General features: G+C 64.8%; 22 protein-coding genes. 11 read left to right on the top strand and 11 right to left on the bottom strand.

Annotated elements, in window-relative coordinates:
- Positions 1-89: 89 nt before the first annotated feature.
- Positions 90-899: a LysR family transcriptional regulator gene (locus ACLMAJ_RS35970; protein ID WP_412018374.1), complete on the bottom strand. Its 810-nt coding sequence runs from the start codon at positions 897-899 to the stop codon at positions 90-92.
- A gap of 69 nt (positions 900-968) precedes the next feature.
- On the opposite strand from ACLMAJ_RS35970, the gene ACLMAJ_RS35965 reads away from it, so the two are divergent.
- Complete coding sequence (locus ACLMAJ_RS35965; protein ID WP_412018373.1) at positions 969-1,865, top strand: NAD(P)H-binding protein; 897 nt, start codon at positions 969-971, stop codon at positions 1,863-1,865.
- A gap of 148 nt (positions 1,866-2,013) precedes the next feature.
- Here the strand turns inward: ACLMAJ_RS35965 and ACLMAJ_RS35960 are convergent, their stop codons facing one another.
- A complete protein-coding gene (locus ACLMAJ_RS35960) occupies positions 2,014-3,012 on the bottom strand; it encodes a zinc-binding dehydrogenase (RefSeq protein ID WP_412018372.1) in 999 nt (332 codons plus the stop codon).
- A 54-nt stretch (positions 3,013-3,066) separates the two neighbouring features.
- Between ACLMAJ_RS35960 and ACLMAJ_RS35955 the strand changes: the two genes are divergently transcribed.
- Complete coding sequence (locus ACLMAJ_RS35955) at positions 3,067-3,876, top strand: AraC family transcriptional regulator (protein WP_412018371.1); 810 nt, start codon at positions 3,067-3,069, stop codon at positions 3,874-3,876.
- A 153-nt stretch (positions 3,877-4,029) separates the two neighbouring features.
- Here ACLMAJ_RS35955 and ACLMAJ_RS35950 read toward each other — a convergent pair whose 3' ends face one another.
- Entirely contained in the window at positions 4,030-4,425 is a 396-nt protein-coding gene (locus tag ACLMAJ_RS35950; RefSeq protein WP_412018370.1) for a VOC family protein, read from the bottom strand.
- A 285-nt stretch (positions 4,426-4,710) separates the two neighbouring features.
- Between ACLMAJ_RS35950 and ACLMAJ_RS35945 the strand changes: the two genes are divergently transcribed.
- Positions 4,711-4,842 (top strand): hypothetical protein, encoded by a 132-nt coding sequence (locus ACLMAJ_RS35945; RefSeq protein ID WP_412018369.1) that lies wholly within the window; start codon positions 4,711-4,713, stop codon positions 4,840-4,842.
- A 26-nt stretch (positions 4,843-4,868) separates the two neighbouring features.
- Here the strand turns inward: ACLMAJ_RS35945 and ACLMAJ_RS35940 are convergent, their stop codons facing one another.
- Positions 4,869-5,111, bottom strand: coding sequence for a hypothetical protein (locus tag ACLMAJ_RS35940; protein WP_412018368.1), 243 nt, complete (start codon positions 5,109-5,111; stop codon positions 4,869-4,871).
- Between the two features lie 118 nt (positions 5,112-5,229).
- Here ACLMAJ_RS35940 and ACLMAJ_RS35935 point away from each other — a divergent pair, with 118 nt between their 5' ends.
- Positions 5,230-5,562 (top strand): hypothetical protein, encoded by a 333-nt coding sequence (locus tag ACLMAJ_RS35935; RefSeq protein WP_412018367.1) that lies wholly within the window; start codon positions 5,230-5,232, stop codon positions 5,560-5,562.
- Positions 5,563-5,655: 93 nt separating this feature from the next.
- Here the strand turns inward: ACLMAJ_RS35935 and ACLMAJ_RS35930 are convergent, their stop codons facing one another.
- From ACLMAJ_RS35930 to ACLMAJ_RS35915, 4 genes are all read right to left on the bottom strand, one after another.
- Positions 5,656-6,003 (bottom strand): hypothetical protein, encoded by a 348-nt coding sequence (locus tag ACLMAJ_RS35930; RefSeq protein WP_412018366.1) that lies wholly within the window; start codon positions 6,001-6,003, stop codon positions 5,656-5,658.
- Positions 6,004-6,196: 193 nt separating this feature from the next.
- Complete coding sequence (locus ACLMAJ_RS35925; RefSeq protein WP_412018414.1) at positions 6,197-7,060, bottom strand: DUF5995 family protein; 864 nt, start codon at positions 7,058-7,060, stop codon at positions 6,197-6,199.
- A gap of 284 nt (positions 7,061-7,344) precedes the next feature.
- A complete protein-coding gene (locus ACLMAJ_RS35920) occupies positions 7,345-7,842 on the bottom strand; it encodes a pyridoxamine 5'-phosphate oxidase family protein (protein WP_412018365.1) in 498 nt (165 codons plus the stop codon).
- Between the two features lie 175 nt (positions 7,843-8,017).
- Positions 8,018-8,284, bottom strand: coding sequence for an AMP-binding enzyme (locus tag ACLMAJ_RS35915; RefSeq protein WP_412018364.1), 267 nt, complete (start codon positions 8,282-8,284; stop codon positions 8,018-8,020).
- A gap of 90 nt (positions 8,285-8,374) precedes the next feature.
- Between ACLMAJ_RS35915 and ACLMAJ_RS35910 the strand changes: the two genes are divergently transcribed.
- Together ACLMAJ_RS35910 and ACLMAJ_RS35905 are read left to right on the top strand one after the other, a co-directional pair.
- On the top strand, positions 8,375-8,905 hold the full coding sequence (locus ACLMAJ_RS35910) for an IclR family transcriptional regulator (protein WP_412018363.1): 531 nt from the start codon (positions 8,375-8,377) through the stop codon (positions 8,903-8,905).
- A gap of 501 nt (positions 8,906-9,406) precedes the next feature.
- The gene (locus ACLMAJ_RS35905) at positions 9,407-9,805 is read left to right on the top strand and encodes a hypothetical protein (protein ID WP_412018362.1); all 399 of its coding nucleotides are present in this window, start codon (positions 9,407-9,409) and stop codon (positions 9,803-9,805) included.
- A gap of 127 nt (positions 9,806-9,932) precedes the next feature.
- Here the strand turns inward: ACLMAJ_RS35905 and ACLMAJ_RS35900 are convergent, their stop codons facing one another.
- Positions 9,933-10,595 carry a hypothetical protein gene (locus ACLMAJ_RS35900; protein WP_412018361.1) on the bottom strand — a complete coding sequence of 221 codons (663 nt, stop codon included), beginning with the start codon at positions 10,593-10,595 and terminating at the stop codon, positions 9,933-9,935.
- 375 nt (positions 10,596-10,970) lie between these two features.
- On the opposite strand from ACLMAJ_RS35900, the gene ACLMAJ_RS35895 reads away from it, so the two are divergent.
- Positions 10,971-11,267, top strand: a complete 297-nt coding sequence (locus ACLMAJ_RS35895; RefSeq protein WP_412018360.1) for a hypothetical protein — start codon at positions 10,971-10,973, stop codon at positions 11,265-11,267.
- 148 nt (positions 11,268-11,415) lie between these two features.
- Here the strand turns inward: ACLMAJ_RS35895 and ACLMAJ_RS35890 are convergent, their stop codons facing one another.
- Both ACLMAJ_RS35890 and ACLMAJ_RS35885 read right to left on the bottom strand, forming a co-directional pair.
- Complete coding sequence (locus ACLMAJ_RS35890) at positions 11,416-12,156, bottom strand: SDR family oxidoreductase (protein ID WP_412018359.1); 741 nt, start codon at positions 12,154-12,156, stop codon at positions 11,416-11,418.
- Between the two features lie 230 nt (positions 12,157-12,386).
- Positions 12,387-12,737, bottom strand: coding sequence for a hypothetical protein (locus tag ACLMAJ_RS35885; RefSeq protein WP_412018358.1), 351 nt, complete (start codon positions 12,735-12,737; stop codon positions 12,387-12,389).
- A gap of 194 nt (positions 12,738-12,931) precedes the next feature.
- Between ACLMAJ_RS35885 and ACLMAJ_RS35880 the strand changes: the two genes are divergently transcribed.
- The 4 genes from ACLMAJ_RS35880 to ACLMAJ_RS35865 are packed head-to-tail and all read left to right on the top strand — an operon-like array spanning position 12,932 to position 16,096.
- Positions 12,932-13,096, top strand: a complete 165-nt coding sequence (locus ACLMAJ_RS35880) for a hypothetical protein (protein ID WP_412018357.1) — start codon at positions 12,932-12,934, stop codon at positions 13,094-13,096.
- Positions 13,093-13,614, top strand: coding sequence for a hypothetical protein (locus tag ACLMAJ_RS35875; RefSeq protein ID WP_412018356.1), 522 nt, complete (start codon positions 13,093-13,095; stop codon positions 13,612-13,614). The genes ACLMAJ_RS35880 and ACLMAJ_RS35875 overlap by 4 nt, the downstream gene beginning before the upstream one ends.
- A complete protein-coding gene (locus ACLMAJ_RS35870; RefSeq protein WP_412018355.1) occupies positions 13,611-15,512 on the top strand; it encodes a RiPP maturation radical SAM C-methyltransferase in 1,902 nt (633 codons plus the stop codon). Before ACLMAJ_RS35875 ends, ACLMAJ_RS35870 begins: the two co-directional genes overlap by 4 nt.
- Positions 15,509-16,096, top strand: a complete 588-nt coding sequence (locus tag ACLMAJ_RS35865) for a DUF5825 family protein (protein ID WP_412018354.1) — start codon at positions 15,509-15,511, stop codon at positions 16,094-16,096. The genes ACLMAJ_RS35870 and ACLMAJ_RS35865 overlap by 4 nt, the downstream gene beginning before the upstream one ends.
- The last annotated feature ends 13 nt before the right edge of the window (positions 16,097-16,109 follow it).

Raw genomic sequence — 16,109 nt, 5'->3', positions numbered from 1 at the left:
GTTTCGAGGTGAGCGTCGACGGGTTTGACGCATACGCCCATGGCGAGCACGGCGTGGGAGTAGCGCTTGCGGCCTCGACCAGGAGCAGTTCAGGTGTGCCGCAACGTCTTTGTGGCGATCTCCAGGAAGTCACGCAGCAAGTTCTCGCGCCGGTCAGCGGTCACGGCCAGGCATGTCTCGAACTCCGGGGCATCGGTCACGAGGATATGGACAAGATCGGCGCGGGCGTAGGACCGTGCGAGGCTCAGCGGGATGAGCGTGATGCCGTGCCCGGAAGCGATGAGCTCGAACTTTTCGTCCAGTGACGATGACCGTCTCGTCGTTGTGTCGAGCATCCGCTCGTCCGCGAGGTCCGTGGTGGTGAGCTCGGGACGGCTCGCCAGCGGATGCGCCGCGGGCATGCAGGCGACTCGGGGCTCGTGGCCGATCGGGATGGTCCGCAACCCGGACTCGTCGAACGGCCGCCGCAGGTACCCGACCTGGGCCCGGCCGTCCCGCAGCGGCGCGTCCTGCTCCCACCAGCGCGTCGGAACGACGTCGGTCTCGACATCCGGATGGCGGGATGCGAAGGCCCGGATTGCCTCCGACACACGCAACCCCGGGGAGAAAGCGATCACGAGCCGTTGGACGCCCCGATCGACGTCGTGCACACGCCGCACCCCCGCATCGACTGCCGCGAGTATCCCCTGTGCCTCCTCGTAGAGCTGCTGCCCGGCGGCGGTCAGCTCCACACTGCGCGTGCTCCGCACGAGCAGACTGCACTCCAACTCTTGCTCGAAAGCCCTGATCTGGCGGCTGAGAACCGGCTGAGCGATGTAGAGCTTTTGCGCCGCTCGGCCGAAGTGCCGATGCTCGGCCACTGCCACGAAGTAGCGGAGCTTGCGCAGATCGAGATCCATGCCTTCAAGGTATCAATTGTCAGGAAGGGTATTGGACGACCGCCGGTGGCCGAGCCGAGACTCGGAACCATGATCGTCATCACCGCACCCACCGGCAACATCGGCAGTCGGCTCCTGGACATCCTGCTCGACGATGCGCCCACTCACGGCGAAAAACTGCGCGTCATCGTGCGCGACCCCGCGAAACTCTCCGACGCGGTCCGCGCCCGCGTCGAGGTCGTCACCGGCTCGCACGGCGACGCCGATGTCATCGACCTGGCCTTCGCGGGTGCGGACGCCGTGTTCTGGCTGGTCCCGCCGGACCCGCAAGCACCGAGCTTGGACGCCGCGTACTCCGGATTCACGCGCGCCGCCGCGAAGGCGTTCGCCGGCAACGGAGTCGGGCACGTGGTCGGCGTCTCCGCGCTCGGCCGCGCAACGCCCGTCGCCGACCGCGCCGGGCACGTGACCGCGTCGCTGGCCATGGACGACCTCATCGCTGGTACCGGCGTGGCCTACCGGGCGCTGGCAAACCCGACTTTCATGGACAACCTGCTGTGGCAGGTGACTTCGATCCGCGACGACGGCGTGTTCACGGGCACCGTCACCGCCGACCGCAAAGCCCCGGTGGCCGCCACCCGAGACATCGCCGCGGCCGCCGCCGGGCTGCTGCTCGACCGCTCGTGGACAGGGGCAGGCGAGGTCCCGGTGCTGGGTCCGGAGGACCTTTCGCCAATTGATATGGCCCGCACCATGTCCGAGGTGCTCGGCCGACCGGTGCGGTACGAGCGGCAGTCGATCGACGACTTCCGCGCCGCACTCACCGGGCGCAGCGTCGGGGACGCGCTCATGCAGGGACTCGTCGACATGATGCGCGCCAAGGACGACGGACTCGACGACGGCGTACAGCGCACCCCGAAAACCGCGAGCCCGACAACTTTCCGCGAGTGGTGTGAAGAGGTCCTCGAGCCAGCGGTCCGGCCGTGAGCGAACCGTTCGTCGATGCCGCGATCACGAGGGCAACATTCTGATCGGCGACGTTGCGACGGAGATATTCGTCGAGGTCATGGTCACGACGCGCTCGGCCCGATGCGCGTGGTCGGCGTTCAGGACATCCACTGCGCCAGCAATCTGGCTAAGGCACCAAGACGAGCTTCCCGGTGGCCCGGTTGTCCTCCATGTACCGGTGCGCCGCAACGATGTCCTCCAGGTCGAAGACACGGTCGAGGTTGGGTCGATAGACACCGGCCTCGACCTGGTGGACGACCCGCTGCAACACTGTCGCGCCCGCGCTGCCCTTGCAGTCGTCGCTGTGGAAAGCCGTGAGCTTGGTTCCGGACGGGATCATCGCAATCGGTTCGAAGTCCGGGAGCATCCATCCACTGAGCGAGCCCGTCATGCACACTGTTCCGCCACGACGTACCAGGCGCAGTGAGTCCACTAGCGTGCTCGCCCCGACGAGATCCAGAATGTAGTCCGGCCCCTCGGGCCATATCGCGTAGACACTCGCTGCCAACGACCCACCGTCATCCTCGAATACGACGTCGACACCAGCCGCGGTCAACGCGTCGATCTTGCTGTGCCGCCGAGTCGTAGCCGCGGTTTCGATCCCGTATCCGGACGCTATCGAGGCGGCCGCCATCCCCAGCGACGAGGTCCCGCCACGAATCAGCAAACGCCCCGCGCTACCCGGCGCTACCCCCAGTGCGTCCAGCGAGCCCTGCGCGGTCAAATATGTCTCGGGCAGTGCGGCCAAAACGTCCCAGGGCAGCGTGGTCCTTACCGGCATCAGCAGCGAATTCGGCAGCAACGCGTACTCCGCGTAACCGCCGTCGAACTCCCGGCCCATCTCGCCCATCACCGCCGCGACGGTCGTTCCCTCCGGCAACGTGGGATCGGTCGAGGCCGCCACGATTCCCACGCATTCGATCCCGAGCACACGCGGGAAGGTCACATTCGGCGAATGTCCTTGACGGGTCCGCAATTCCGACCGGTTCAAGCCCGCACCCTTCACTTGCACCAGGCTCCAGCCATCTCGAACCGCTGGGTTCGGCAACTCACGGATCTCCAGTACCTCCGGACCACCCGCCCTCACACAGACCGCCGCTCGCATTGTCGTCGTGTTTTCGCGCATGTGTTCACAGTCGTCGAAAGGCGGCATGTCCGGCCACCGATAGAATGCCAACTTATGCCCGTTGGCCGCCAACCTCCTCGGACCGCTCCGATATCGCGCCTATGGCCGTCCGGAGGGGTACATCTGTGGCAGTCGGGCGGAACAAGCTCAGCGCATTCCCATCCACGCGGACACCTTGTGTACGCAGCCCGTGGCGTCCTATCGGTGCACACCGAAGTGGGCACATCGATCGTTCCCGCCAATCGAGTCGCATGGACCCCTGCCGGTGCTATGCACTACCACCGCGCACACAGCGACACCGATATGCGCATCCTCTTCCTACCGGCATCCCTGGCCAAGCTCATACCAGGCCATCCCGCGGTATTCATGGTCTCCGACCTCGCCCGCGAAATCCTGCTCACCCTCACGGGCTCGCGCAATTACGACCACGTCGCACGCGACTTCGACCGTGCCGCGAGTGCTCGCCTTCGTCGAGTCCTCGTCGATGAACTCCACCAAGCACCCGAGCAGCCGCTACAACTACCGGAACCACGCGACGATCGGTTACAAGCCATTGCGCGGATGCTGTACGCGCAGCCCGCGGATAACACCGCGCTGGCCGGACTCGGACACCGGATCGGAGCGAGCGCACGCACGCTGAGCCGCCTGTTCCACAACGAACTCGGCATGACGTTCTATGAGTGGCGCACCCAGCTACGCATCTATCACGCACTGATCCTGCTCGCCGACGGCCACGACACCACCCACGCCGCCCACGCCTGCGGTTGGGCGAACCCAAGCAGCTTCATCGCGGCCTTCACCAACCTCGTCGGCACCACCCCGGGCCGCTACCGAACCGATCACCAGCGCGGCACCAACCCATGACCTGGCCAACACATTGGAATCGTGCACTGTCCCACTGGTGAGCGCGTTGGTCACCGAAGGCACTTCGGCGCGACCATCTCCGACCCGGAACTCGAGCCTTGGATGACCGGAAACCCGGTCGCAGGCAGCCGTAGAAGTTGCGATGCGCGGGTGCTAGTCGTTCGACGGGTGCGTTGACAAAGCCGACTCCGACGCTCTGGCGATGTCCATGTCGATCTCCTGGATCTGGATCGTCACGCCATCCGGATCGACGACCCGCAAGCTGCGACCGAAGTCCTCGTCGAAGATCTCATAGTCGTAGCCCTGCGCACGCAACCGACTCCCGACTATTTCCAGCTTCTCGTCGGTCGCGAACCCGAGTTCCACCGACCCGGCCGGGCGTCCCTTCGACACGGTGAAAGCGTGCAACCCGACCGCTCCCGCATCAGCCGAAAGTTGTGCCCACACATCGAGACTCGCATTCGAATCGAACACGAGACCGAGACCGGCATAGAACTTACGGCACGCTTGCACATCCGAGACGTACCTGATGGGCAGGACAGTCAACATTTTTCACTCCTTCTTGGACCCGACGAGACCGAGTATCGGCACAAACCCCACGCCGGTGCCCCTTCCTGCCGGACATCCGCCGGGATTCGACAATTTCGCGGTCGATCTGACGGAATCCGTCATGTCGGCAATCGCAGGGCATCAACGCATCGGGGCAGTAGCCGCCGCCTTCCGCAACGGCGACCCTGCCCGCCCGCACCGGCCCCGCGGGCGCTGGACAGTCGCGTCCGACGGTCAGAGCTGGGAGTTGACAACGGCGCAAACCGCGGAGCCGACCGCATCCGGATGGACCAGGACACCCTCCGGCGGCTCGCCACCCGTGACATCACCGTCGAACATGCCCGTCTGCGTACTGTGTTGCGCGGTGACCAGGAACTTGCCGAGTCTGCGACAACAATGCTCGCCGTGTTGGCCTGATTCAGCCCGTCCAGCGGCCTGCCTTGTTACGCCCTCAGATTGAGGGTGTTGCTGTTGAACTGGCAGGTCAATCCCCCACTGGAGCTTTCGAGCGAGGCGCGGAAGAAGACCTGTTCGTCGGACGGTTCAGTCCGCGGCAGTGTTACCTTCAGGGTGAGCATGTCTTCGATCTGCTGCCGCGCCGTATCGCGGGAAGACCGCATCGTCGAGAAACGCGCCGGACAGGTCACAGGGTAGGCGCGCGAACCCTCAGCTGCGTGTACAAACACGCGCTCCAGGATCCGGCCTCGGGCTCCTAGCTGCCTCGCACGGGCGGCTGAAGCGTGAGGCACCCCCTCTCGGCGATTCATCAGTCCGTCCAGTCGGTTTTGAGGCAGGGTAGATAGCGTGACCGCCTCCGACGCCGTTGGCCTGCCGCTGACATACCGGGTCGAGCTTTCCGAGCCAGCCAGCCGCCGAGGGTGGTGGCGGGTCGCCAATACCGGTAGCGGCGTTCAGGTCGCCGCTGCGCTGAACGAACTGGCGACACGGGTCGACCTCGACAACGCGGGCCACGCAGCCGATGGCCACTGCTGGTATTCCTACGAAGTTCGCTGGCCGGATGGAGTGATGCTGGAAGCCTTCGCGGGCTCGATAGACGCGGTGTTGATCCCCGGCGAACTGCGCGGCCTGGCCGCAATCTTGGTGTCGGCGACCGCGCATGGCCGGGGCGATAGCTGATCGGTGCGGTGACGTCATCACCACCCTCGAACCCGAACTCCCACACCGGCACCCCGACAATCGGTTGACATCCGTGAAAGGCGAGGAGCTCACTTACTCGCGGCCCGGGTTGTCGGAGGCGAGGGCGACGGCGATCTCGATCAGCCGAGCGACCCGTCGCAGGACAAGCGCGGGCACAGCCGGGTCGATACCAGCGGGGATGCCGGCGCCGATGTCGAAGAACAGTGCGTGCACGTCGGCTTCGGTCACAGGTCCGTGCCCAGGCGCCAGAAGCTTCTCGGCGAAACGCCGAACAACGTCCCGCAGTGCCTTATTCAGCGCGGCGAGTTCTTCGTCGTTGCACCGCCATCCGATCTCTTCGGTCAGCGCGAGCAGCTCGGGGTCGACCGGTGCCAGCTCGGCGTCGAGGCGGGTGAGGATATCGAGGTGACGCGCGTCCATCCCTCCAGTGTCGGCCCGAAATGTCGCGATTACGTCGCACCGGCCCGCCACCGAAGAGGCTGAACGCAAGGAGTTTTCGCTCGCGCCGCGGTCATCGAGCTGACCGGAACCCTCCTCCCGGGGACTCCGATAGACGCAGGCTATCGACATGTTTCTGCCGATCCACATCAAATCGACGCCGAGACCGCGGCGTTCAGAGGCCGCCGATATCGGACAGCACGATGAAGGCGGCATCGGCACTGCGCCACAGCACATCAATTTCGGTCCGCGTGGCCGTTTCCAGCGCCGGGTCCTGCTGGGCCAGACCGTTAGTGAAGATCACCACGTTCGCCCCGACGTCGGCCAGCCGCAGCAACGCACCCGATCCCACCCCGGCACCGAACACCGCGTCGAGCCCCTCGCCCAGGAAGTAGAACCGCCACAATGGCCCGAGATCACCACCGTATTCGGTGTTCGTCACCTCGACTATGCGTGATCCCTTGCTAGCGATAGCATCCACGATCTTGAAGTAGTCCGGCGCGTTCGCCGCGGTGGCGTGCACGGCGGCGACCGCGTTGGCCAAATCGACGGAGAGATGCGCGTTGTAACCCGCCATCGCCACTCGTGCCGCGGACAACTCGCAGTCGCGAGTCAGCGCGAAGTAGTGGGCCCACTGCGGTTCGGGTGCACCGCCGGTGAATTCGGCGTGCACATTACGCAGGAACCGCAGGAGCAAATCCAGACTGATCCGATGCGCGAACTCCGGGTCGGCGAAGGCGCTCGGATCACGTTGCAGCGGCATGACCGCGGCCTGTTCGACGGCATCGAGCCCGACAGCGAGCAATCCGCGTCGATCTCGGTGCCGTACCAGGATTTCGGTGACCTGCCGATGCTGTTGCACCGCCTGCTCCAAACGTTGCAGCGAGGTTCCGGCCAGGGTCGTCGTATCGGTGAGCCGCACGATCTCGGCTACCGCCTCGACCGGCAACCGGCTCCCGCAAGCGACATCGAGCTGTGCGGCGGACGCGATCGTCGGAGTAATGAGCGCCACTGTCACGCTCGCCAGAAGCATGACCATCACTGACCGGAGGGAGCGAACCCGCGGACGCCGAAGCGAGATCGGCTCGGCATCGAGGTGCATGTCTGCTGGCCTTCGTTCGGTGTGCGAGTCGACGACTGGCGCCTACTGGGCACCAGCGATGGCGGTCCGTGTGCGCACAGAGTAACCCTCAGAGATCGGAGGACTGCCCCCAGTTCGGCTGACACGCGGGGGTGTGGACTTGCGAGCCGTCAGTGCAGGCCGTATTCGGCCATGATGTTCACCGCGATTCGCGACGGCCCATTCTGGCCGCGGTGATCGGTTCAGGCACTCTGACGTTCGGCCCGCTGCCGGATCAGCTCCTCGACCGCCGTGGGGAGAGTGGTGTCGAAGTCTATGAGTTTGACCCACGTCGGGGTGATGACGATCCGGACCATGCCGTCGTAGAGCGAGCGGACCTCGGCCTCCCACTCGACGCGCTGCTCGGGAGTCATTTCGTAGCTGCCGTTCATCTGCAGGTACTCCTCCGGGATGCCATCCACCACGTCCAACTCCGCTCGACCGCGGATGAGCAGGATCTTCGGCGGGTGCACCTCGGTGTCGATCGTCAACGCAACCTGAGGGTTGTGCCGCAGGGAGGGCAGCTTCGGGGCGTTCTTCGTGGTGCAGACGACGATCTCCGAGCCGTTCCAGGCGAATGCGATCGGGACGTTGCGGGGTGTGCCGTCCTTGGCGACGTAGGCCATCCGCAGCAGGTCGCGGGCCAGGAGTTCCTGGCTGATCCGGAGTTTCAGGATCGCGGCGATCTCGTTCGGTTGCATGGTGGTCGCTCCTTCGTCGCTGTCGTCGAGGCCCGTTCGGCTGCTCGTACCCCTGGGACGCGGCCGCCCGAACGTTCTCGACATCCACTGCAACGGGCTTGTGAGGCCCCCGACTCGGCCAGCAGAGACGAACAGGCACTGCGGGCACCGCGACCAGAGCCGTCGGCCTCGCGAGTCACAGATGTAGTTGCGTCTTCTGCACCTTGCCCATGGCGTTGCGAGGTAGGGCTTCGAGGAAGATGACGTCGCGGGGGCGTTTGTGGCGCGACAGGCTCTGGGAGACGTGCTCGATCAGCGCCTTGTCAAAGTTCCGGGGCGAGGCGCCTTCTGGGACGATATAGGTGATTATGCGTTGGCCGAGGTCGGTCGGGGTGGCCGACGACCACTCAACCGACGCGGTGGCACCTGACCTATCGAGCGTTCTCGGTCGGCGTCCGAGCACGCGACCATCAGCAGATCCGCGAGGCAGCTCTGCCGTTTCTCAACGAATTCCAGTTGGAGACAACCGAAACCATTCACCTGTGCGCGCCCGATGGCGACGAGCTGGTACAGATCGAGCGTCTCGACACCGCGCACCCCCCTGCGCGCATTCCTACCCTTGGGCCAGCGAATCCCCTTGCACGCCTCCGCAACCGGGCTCGCCTTCCTCGCGGCAGGCCCCGACGAGTTCGTCGACGGCCACGTCGCGGGCGGCCTGCCACCCCGAACTCCGCGCACCATCACCGATCCCGATACCCTGCGCCGCACCCTCGATGAGATACGCACCCGCGGCTACTCGATCAACGACCAAGGGCTCAGCACCGGCATCACCGCCATCGGAGCAGCCATTCTCGACGCGCACGGACAACCCGTCGGCTCGATATCGGTATCGGGACCTACGAGCCGATCACCGCGGAAAAGTTTGAAACCTAGGGCAAGGCCGTTCACGAAACAGCTCGAAAGATCCACGCGACACCGTGAATCCAACACAACCCACGGATCGCGGTACGGCTGCTTCCGACGGCCCGCGGCGCCGATTTGTTGTAACAGCTTCCGCCGCAGACGTTTCGGCCTACCGCAGTAGATGGAAGAACCGCAGAACCGTTGCCGCAACCGGACAGCAGCAGGGATGCCGGTATTGATTGCCGCACTGTTCCTATGTGTCGGGTTCGGGTCCACGAACACGTCATCGCAGGTCAGACGTTTGCAGTCGAGTGACCTGAACCACAAAGAGCGTTAGGGTTCGTGTCGGAGTCCTCCTGCCGTCCGGATCGCACGTCGGTGGATTGATCCCTGGCCGGTCACCTGTCCAGGTACCGTGGCTATCTCTCCCCATATCTCGAAAAGAGTTAGGGGCTCGACATTAAAATCAAGACAGCACGTTCACGGCTCACGACCACGTCGTTGTGTGTACCCGCCTTCGCCGCGGCGGTACTCCTCGCCGTTGCACCGCCTGTCTATGCCGCGGCAGGCGTTCCCGGTGCGGACGGCGCGACGGGCACCAGTGAGCACATCGACGGGTTCCCCGGTGGAGACGGCCAGAACGCGACCCCCGACGGCGCGGGGGGCGCGGGCGGTAAGGGTGGTGTCCCGTTGGTCGGCGGGGCCGGCGCGGCAGGCGGTGACGGCGCGGGCACCGGCGCTGGCGGTCCTGGCGGTGCTTCCGCAGCCTCGGGCGACAGCGGTGGCGCGGGTAACGGCGGGAATGGTGGTGTCGGTGCGGGAGCAGGCGCCGGTGGCGCAGGCGGTGCAGGCGGTGCAGGCGGCGGCGGTGCAGTTGGCCGCGGCGGGGATGGCGGTGCCGGCGGAAATGCCAACGGGAATGGCGCAGGCGGCCCTGGCGGCGCAGGCGGATTCGGAGTTGACGGCAGTGGCGTCGGCGGGAATGGCGGCTCCGGCTGCAACGGCCGCAATCCTGGCCAACCTGCCCACGGTAGCGCTGGCGGTGCCGGCGGCGAAGGCTGCTGAAAGTTCGACTCGGTGATGTAGGTCCCGCAGCGGTCATTCTGACGCTGCGGGACTGCGGTCACCAATGATGTTCTACGGCAGCAAGGCCCGCTCAGTCGGTGCGACTTCGCCTGCTCATGGTCGTCGCTGACAGCCCCACCGACTCAATCCAGGGCGGCGCGACCTCGTGCGTACGCGATGAGGTTCTCGGCGTAGGCCGACCCGTCGCGGTCCTCGAAGCACGCCCGGAATCGCATAAAAGCGTCGTCCAGCTGCGGTCCTGGTCCACGGTCGGCCAGCAGCACGACGATCGCCTCCCACGTCCCGACCCCCGGGTCTGGGGCGGCCAACAGTTCGTCGAGGTACCGGTCCGGTTCCAGCAGCCGTAGCGCCCGGCGCGCGTAGGCGTGCACGCGCCGGGGCAACTCGGCGCGGATGTCGTCGATGTCTGTCTGCAGTGTGTGTCCCGGTTGCGTCGGATCGAGGTGCAGACCCCACAACTGGGTCAGGTCATCCGGCATTCCGTGGTCGTCGATCAGGCCAGGCCCGGTCGCCTGATCGAACGGCGTGAGCGGCAGACCCAGCTGCGCATTGCGCCAGTTACGGAATTCCCACCAGGCGGTCGGTGTTGCGCTCGAATCCAGGCCGAATCTGAGCACCTGCTGCCCGCCGGTCCAGGTGCGCAATGTCCGGGTGCGCCCGACCGACGCCACACCACCCGGCACGACTCGCACCCATCTAGCCTCCGAGCCGTGAAAGCCATACGGCTGCAGCAGCTTCCCTGCCTCGCGCATCAGTCGGCGCAGCGCCGAGTCCGGTCCGACCATGCCAGCAGACTAGCGGCATGCACCGACATGCCGAGGTCGGCGACCGGCCAGCGTCCACGCCGTGTGCTGGTGCTCACCGTGGCGGCCTGCTCGAAAACGTTTGTCGGACCACAAATTCGAGCGCAAACCATGTCCTCCCGGGAGTCGCGCGCCTACGCTGCTTACCGTCATCGGCGGTTGCCCAAATCGGACAAGCGCGCCGCGGCGGTGCCGGTTTACTCGGCCGACACGCGATGCGGTGTGGTGTTTCCGCAGGGTCGCGAGAGCATGGCTAATGGTCCGCTTTGCTCATATCGACAGGATTGATCACGGTATCGACAGGATTTATCTGGACTACGGTTATTCGCAGTTCACTCAGAGCTACCATCTAGCGCCATGGACGACCTCGAACTGCAACCACCGACCGTCGCCTCTGCGCGACACACCGGCATGGTCATGGACGTCGTTGCCATCGGCTTGGCCGACCCGCTGGCCGCGGCAGACGAAACCACCCGGCCCTACATCCGCTGCACGGACAACACCATCTTTCGACTGCCCAAGCCTTTGCACGACTGGGCGTTCACCGTGATCACCGCTACCGATGCCCACGGCGCAGCTCGTCACCCAGCGATGTTCCCTCGCCAGATCGAGTTCGGGATTCTCGACGGCACCATGTACGCCGAACTTCTTTGAGTGGTCGTCTGACGGAGCAGTGGATCGCGCGCGAACATGGAAGGCCGGAACAGCCGCACCACCGCAGGTATCGACGACCTGGGCGGTATCGGGCCGCGCCAGCGCAGGCAGCTCGCGCGGGCGGCCGGTTACCGCCCGCGCGATCAGTTCAGTTGTTGGTCAGCCACTCCGACAGCCGGGTCTGCGCCAGTTGAGCGTCACTGCCCGGCAGCAACTCACGCTCCGGCACCGCCCCGAAATACCGGGCCTTGGGATCGGTGACCACCGTGCGCGAATCCGAACGCGCGCTCAGTACAGTCCTGATCCACTGATCGAGGGCGATAACCTCGGGGCCCCCGACCTCGATGGTGCCGTTCTTCGGGTCACCCGCCGCCGTGCGACCGACGGCCGCCGCCACATCGTCCGCGGCCATCGGCTGCATACTGGAACCCGGGAGCCGCACCTGGCCATCAACGGTCGCGGAATCGGCTATGCCACCCGCGAATTCGAAGAACTGCGTAGCGCGCACGATCGAGTACGGCAAGCCCGATCCCTCGATCAGCTCCTCTTGCGCCACCTTCGCACGCAGGTACCCCGAGTCCGGCAACCGTTCCGAACCAACCACCGACAAGGCGACATAGTGTCCGACACCGGCCGCGGCGGCGGCCTCGAGCAGGTTGGTCGTGGAGGTCCGGAAGAACTCCATGACATCATTGTCGGCGAACGACGGCGAATTGGAAACATCGATCACCACGTTCGCGTCCTGCAGGACCTCTTTGACTCCCGCACCCGTGAGGGAGTTCACGCCCGTACTGGGTGCGGCCGGAACCGCTTGGTGGCCGTGCTCACTCAACCTTGCGACAAGCTTCGAGCCGATCAGCCCGGTGCCGCCGATAACGACGATCTTCATGCTCAATCCTTCCGTTCGAAGATTGCTGTGGGGCCGGCGAAACTCCCCTGCATCAAGGACAGGGCGGGTGGTGATTTCGTGACAGCGCCTGCTCAGAAGTGGTCGACATCGATGATCGCCTGGGCGAACGGGCGCGGCGCCTCCTGCGGGACGTTGTGCCCCAGGGTTCCCCGACGCCAGGCTCAGCCGCCAGCGGCATTCGGGAAAGACGTTGCGCCGTTGTCATTCGGTCACACCCGATCTTCCGGTGCTACGTATTCGAAGGTCGGGCCCGCAGTGGTTCGTCCGTTGCCACTGGGCACTTTCATGAGCGCCTGGGCTCGGGATTTCAAGGCGTATATCGCCCGTACGTGTCCCTCATCTGCAATGGGCTGCCGCTGGAGGTGTCCTCCAACAAGTACAGCAGCAGGCAGTAGGCAGTAGGTGTTGTTGAATTCTTCCTGTGCGAAGCGGACCGCGCCGCCTCCAGGATAGTCGGCCGTGCGTGGGTTGGGGCGCATCGACAGAACTTTGTTCGGCTCGAACAGCACTGTTTCACCGGTCGGCCCGGTGGCCTCATCCGGGCTGCATCCGTAGACCATGATCCGGGTTGTCGGGACAGACACGGAGGTCGACGACTTCGGCGATCGGGTGCGGCAAACCGCACTTGGTTCTGATTCGCTGTGAGCCATGCCTCGAGCAAGGAGCCCACGTCCGGCACTTCAATCGATGAGTCGACGCGCGATCTCCCGGGTAAGTTCTTATGATCATCTGACCCCCCTGAGAGGAATGTCCCATGACACACAATCCGGAAGCCTTCGATGCGAATGCCCAACTCCACGTTGCGGATCAGGTCGAGTCTGTGTTGTCGGTGAAGAAGGTCCAGCAGCTCAGCACCAAGCCGACGACGCGCCATCTCGATTCGGATGTCCGGTTGAAGAAGGACATCGAAACAGCTTGACACAGAAGCCCTCTGACACGCGGGAGGGATGCGCGCCATCAGGGCTGCCGCTGTGGCTCGAGCCATCCCTTCCGCGTCTCGGATCGCTCACTGACGAGCAAGCTTTCGGCGCGGTACAAGGAATCCGCGCGATCAGCTGGAAGTGGCGATTCTGGTCGGCACTGCGCAGGCCGCGTCTACTGAAGGGCCTTGGGCGGCGACACTATGGGGTCGCCGCCCAAGACGTAGACAACCAGCTGAGCGAGGCGATTCCCGGCATCGTGGTGTGTAGCCATGGAACGCGTTGCCCCCGGCACGGCGGCGTGGGTGGCGAATGCACCGGACGACTCGCGGTGCACTACGAGTTGGTGACACTGGTCGTGCTGGCCGCAGCCCGGTACCTCAACAGCACGCCGACCGAGAATTGGGTGGACGCGCTGAGTAACGTGCCCCGATTCCCGTCACCCGCGGTTGAGAACTACTGCTATCACATGATTGCCACAATCCACCGCGCCGCAGCGCAAGCTGGTGACGTGTGAGCGTGCAGAGTTCGCCACGCACCGTACTGGTGTGCATGCCGTGGCACGAGTTGACCCGCCCCTCACTCGCGTTCGGCCTTCTGAAGGCGAGTTGCGTGGAGCACGGCATGGCCGAACCTGCCACGTACTACGCCAATATCCGTTGGGCCGAAGTACTGCTGGACGCAGGGTTCACGGTGCGTGACTATCTCAGGGTCTCTGATGGCGGGTTCGCGCACGCGCTCGGCGAATGGGTGTTCGCCGGCGCGTTGAACGGCCAGGACTTCGGAATCGACCAGATGGCGGACTACGCGCGGCGACACCGGATCGACCTCGATCCGATCTCCCGAATGCGGGAACTCGCGGACGATTTCGTCTCCTCGGTCACCGACGCGGTGCTGGCCATGGATCCGGAAATAGTCGGGTTCACCTCAACGTTCAGCCAGAGCGTCCCGAGCCTGGCCGTGGCGAAACGGATCAAGCAACGCGCACCGGAAATTCGCACCCTGCTCGGCGGCTACAACTGCGACGGGATCATGGGTGCCACACTGCACCGGGAATTCGAATTCGTCGACCTGGTGCTGCGCGGCGAATCCGACAAGACCTTTCCGGAATTGCTCGGCGTACTCAGCTCGGACCATGGCGAACTCGGGTCGATTGCCGGACTGTGCTGGCGGGACGCCGATGGCGTGCAGCAAGTGAACGATCAAAGAGGTATCCCGGTCGGTCCCGCCGACATGCACGTCCCATTGTTCGACGATTGGTTTCAGACTTACGACAATAGTGAGGTCAGTGAGGTCACCGAGCCCGAGTTGGTGCTGGAAAGTTCGCGTGGATGCTGGTGGGGTGAGAAGCACCATTGCACCTTCTGCGGCCTGAACGGGTCGACTATGACGTACCGGGCGAAGGAACCGTCCCGATTCGTCGCCGAACTCGACCACCTGGTGCGCAAGTACCGCACGCTGGACGTCACCGTGGTCGACAACATCCTTGATGTCTCCTACCTACGTACCGCGCTCCCGGAGATCGCCGCGATGGACGTCGACTGGCGACTGCATTACGAGATCAAAGCCAACATCACTGCGGAACAAGCGGCGACTCTGCGGGCGGCGAAGGTGTGGAGTGTGCAGCCGGGCATCGAGTCTCTTGTGGACGATGTGTTGCGGAGAATGGACAAGGGCATCGATGGAGTTCGCAATGTGCGTGCGTTGCGGGACTTGGAAACCGAGGGAATCACCGTCGGATGGAACTGGCTGTACGGATTCCCCGGCGAACGCGAGGATGACTACCGCATAGTGATCGATCAGGTTCCCGCGCTGGTGCACCTTCAGCCGCCAGGTGGCACCGGCCGGATCTTCCTCGAACGGTTCTCTCCGAATTTCGACGATCCGGCCATCGGCTTCGCCGAACGGGCTCCCGCTGAGCGATACCACGCGGTGTACGACCTCGAACCGCGGGTGCTGGCCGACCTCGTCTACGAGTTCGACACTCCGGATCAGGGGATTACCGACGAGCAGGTTGCCCCACTGGACGCGGCGATTACTGTATGGCGAGCGCGTTACTCGGAGAGTTCCTTGCTGCGCAACGATATCGACGGCGTTCTGATCATCAGGGATCGCCGGTTGGGCTGGGCAGCAGACGATTACGTGTTCACCGATCCGAGGGATAAAGAAACCTGGGCCGAATTGGAGCATGGCCGCACCATTCCTGCGCTGCGCCGCAGCCTAGCCTGCGCTGGGTTCCTTTGGGATGAGGCGGAACTGGATGAATGGCTCGCCACCCAACTGGCGAACGGGCTGGTATTCACCGAAGGTGGACGCTGGCTCGGATTGGCGACTACGCCGGGTGGGATCGAACGCTCGATCGTGCGGCCGGAACAGCCGGAGCCGGTGCTGTTGCGCATCGAGGAGCCGACATGACCGATCCACTGCTGTGGTGGCCGGAAACCGTCCTCGCCGACCTCACGAAACCGACCGCGACGGTCGCCGACGCCCGGCGGCTCGGGCAGGTTGTCACCATCGCCGATCCGGTGCGATTCGGTGGTGGGGCGGACGATTTCGCAGTGCTGCGGTTGCTGGGTGCGGCAATGGAGACCGGTGTTCGGATCGACTGGACACTTGGCTCCGCGGCGCCGCACGGACTGGACTGCGTTGTGCATTTGCCGCCACCCGCGCGCGCGGAGGGCAACACCGCGAAAGAGACGCTGGCGCGGTGGCGGGAACGCCACCAGGTCGGCCTGTGTTCTTACCGGTACGGTCCGGATTTCATCGCCATCAGGGACATTCGCCGAGCCGAAGCGAGCTTTCGCGCCACACTCGATGAGCCGCACACCACCCGGTTCCGTGCGCTGGCCGAGGCAACCCGCGTCGATGAGCTGACCGGCGATGAGTTCATGCTGCTGGCCGACTTGCGGAACAATGGCCTTGCCTTCATCGACGGTGCGCATTTTCTGTTATCGCCATACCGAGTCCGGACCTTCCCCATTCCGTGCACCACCTTCTGAAACGACAATCTGA

The sequence above is a fragment of the Nocardia arseniciresistens genome, from assembly GCF_046764875.1.
Lineage (GTDB): Bacteria > Actinomycetota > Actinomycetes > Mycobacteriales > Mycobacteriaceae > Nocardia > Nocardia arseniciresistens.
The sequence above is the reverse complement of the archived record's forward strand: the minus strand, read 5'-3'. Positions and strand labels throughout refer to the sequence as shown.

Bases quoted from the DNA above. Each gene is read 5' to 3' on its own strand.
- ACLMAJ_RS35930 (WP_412018366.1), bottom strand. From the start codon at position 6,003: ATGGACGCGCGTCACCTCGATATCCTCACCCGCCTCGACGCCGAGCTG.
- ACLMAJ_RS35890 (WP_412018359.1), bottom strand. From the start codon at position 12,156: ATGAAGATCGTCGTTATCGGCGGCACCGGGCTGATCGGCTCGAAGCTT.
- ACLMAJ_RS35920 (WP_412018365.1), bottom strand. From the start codon at position 7,842: ATGCAACCGAACGAGATCGCCGCGATCCTGAAACTCCGGATCAGCCAG.
- ACLMAJ_RS35865 (WP_412018354.1), top strand. From the start codon at position 15,509: ATGACCGATCCACTGCTGTGGTGGCCGGAAACCGTCCTCGCCGACCTC.
- ACLMAJ_RS35900 (WP_412018361.1), bottom strand. From the start codon at position 10,595: ATGGTCGGACCGGACTCGGCGCTGCGCCGACTGATGCGCGAGGCAGGG.
- ACLMAJ_RS35885 (WP_412018358.1), bottom strand. From the start codon at position 12,737: ATGGTCTACGGATGCAGCCCGGATGAGGCCACCGGGCCGACCGGTGAA.
- ACLMAJ_RS35950 (WP_412018370.1), bottom strand. From the start codon at position 4,425: ATGTTGACTGTCCTGCCCATCAGGTACGTCTCGGATGTGCAAGCGTGC.
- ACLMAJ_RS35925 (WP_412018414.1), bottom strand. From the start codon at position 7,060: ATGGTCATGCTTCTGGCGAGCGTGACAGTGGCGCTCATTACTCCGACG.
- ACLMAJ_RS35970 (WP_412018374.1), bottom strand. From the start codon at position 899: ATGGATCTCGATCTGCGCAAGCTCCGCTACTTCGTGGCAGTGGCCGAG.
- ACLMAJ_RS35960 (WP_412018372.1), bottom strand. From the start codon at position 3,012: ATGCGCGAAAACACGACGACAATGCGAGCGGCGGTCTGTGTGAGGGCG.
- ACLMAJ_RS35955 (WP_412018371.1), top strand. From the start codon at position 3,067: ATGCCCGTTGGCCGCCAACCTCCTCGGACCGCTCCGATATCGCGCCTA.
- ACLMAJ_RS35880 (WP_412018357.1), top strand. From the start codon at position 12,932: ATGACACACAATCCGGAAGCCTTCGATGCGAATGCCCAACTCCACGTT.
- ACLMAJ_RS35965 (WP_412018373.1), top strand. From the start codon at position 969: ATGATCGTCATCACCGCACCCACCGGCAACATCGGCAGTCGGCTCCTG.
- ACLMAJ_RS35945 (WP_412018369.1), top strand. From the start codon at position 4,711: ATGGACCAGGACACCCTCCGGCGGCTCGCCACCCGTGACATCACCGTC.
- ACLMAJ_RS35895 (WP_412018360.1), top strand. From the start codon at position 10,971: ATGGACGACCTCGAACTGCAACCACCGACCGTCGCCTCTGCGCGACAC.
- ACLMAJ_RS35910 (WP_412018363.1), top strand. From the start codon at position 8,375: ATGGCGACGAGCTGGTACAGATCGAGCGTCTCGACACCGCGCACCCCC.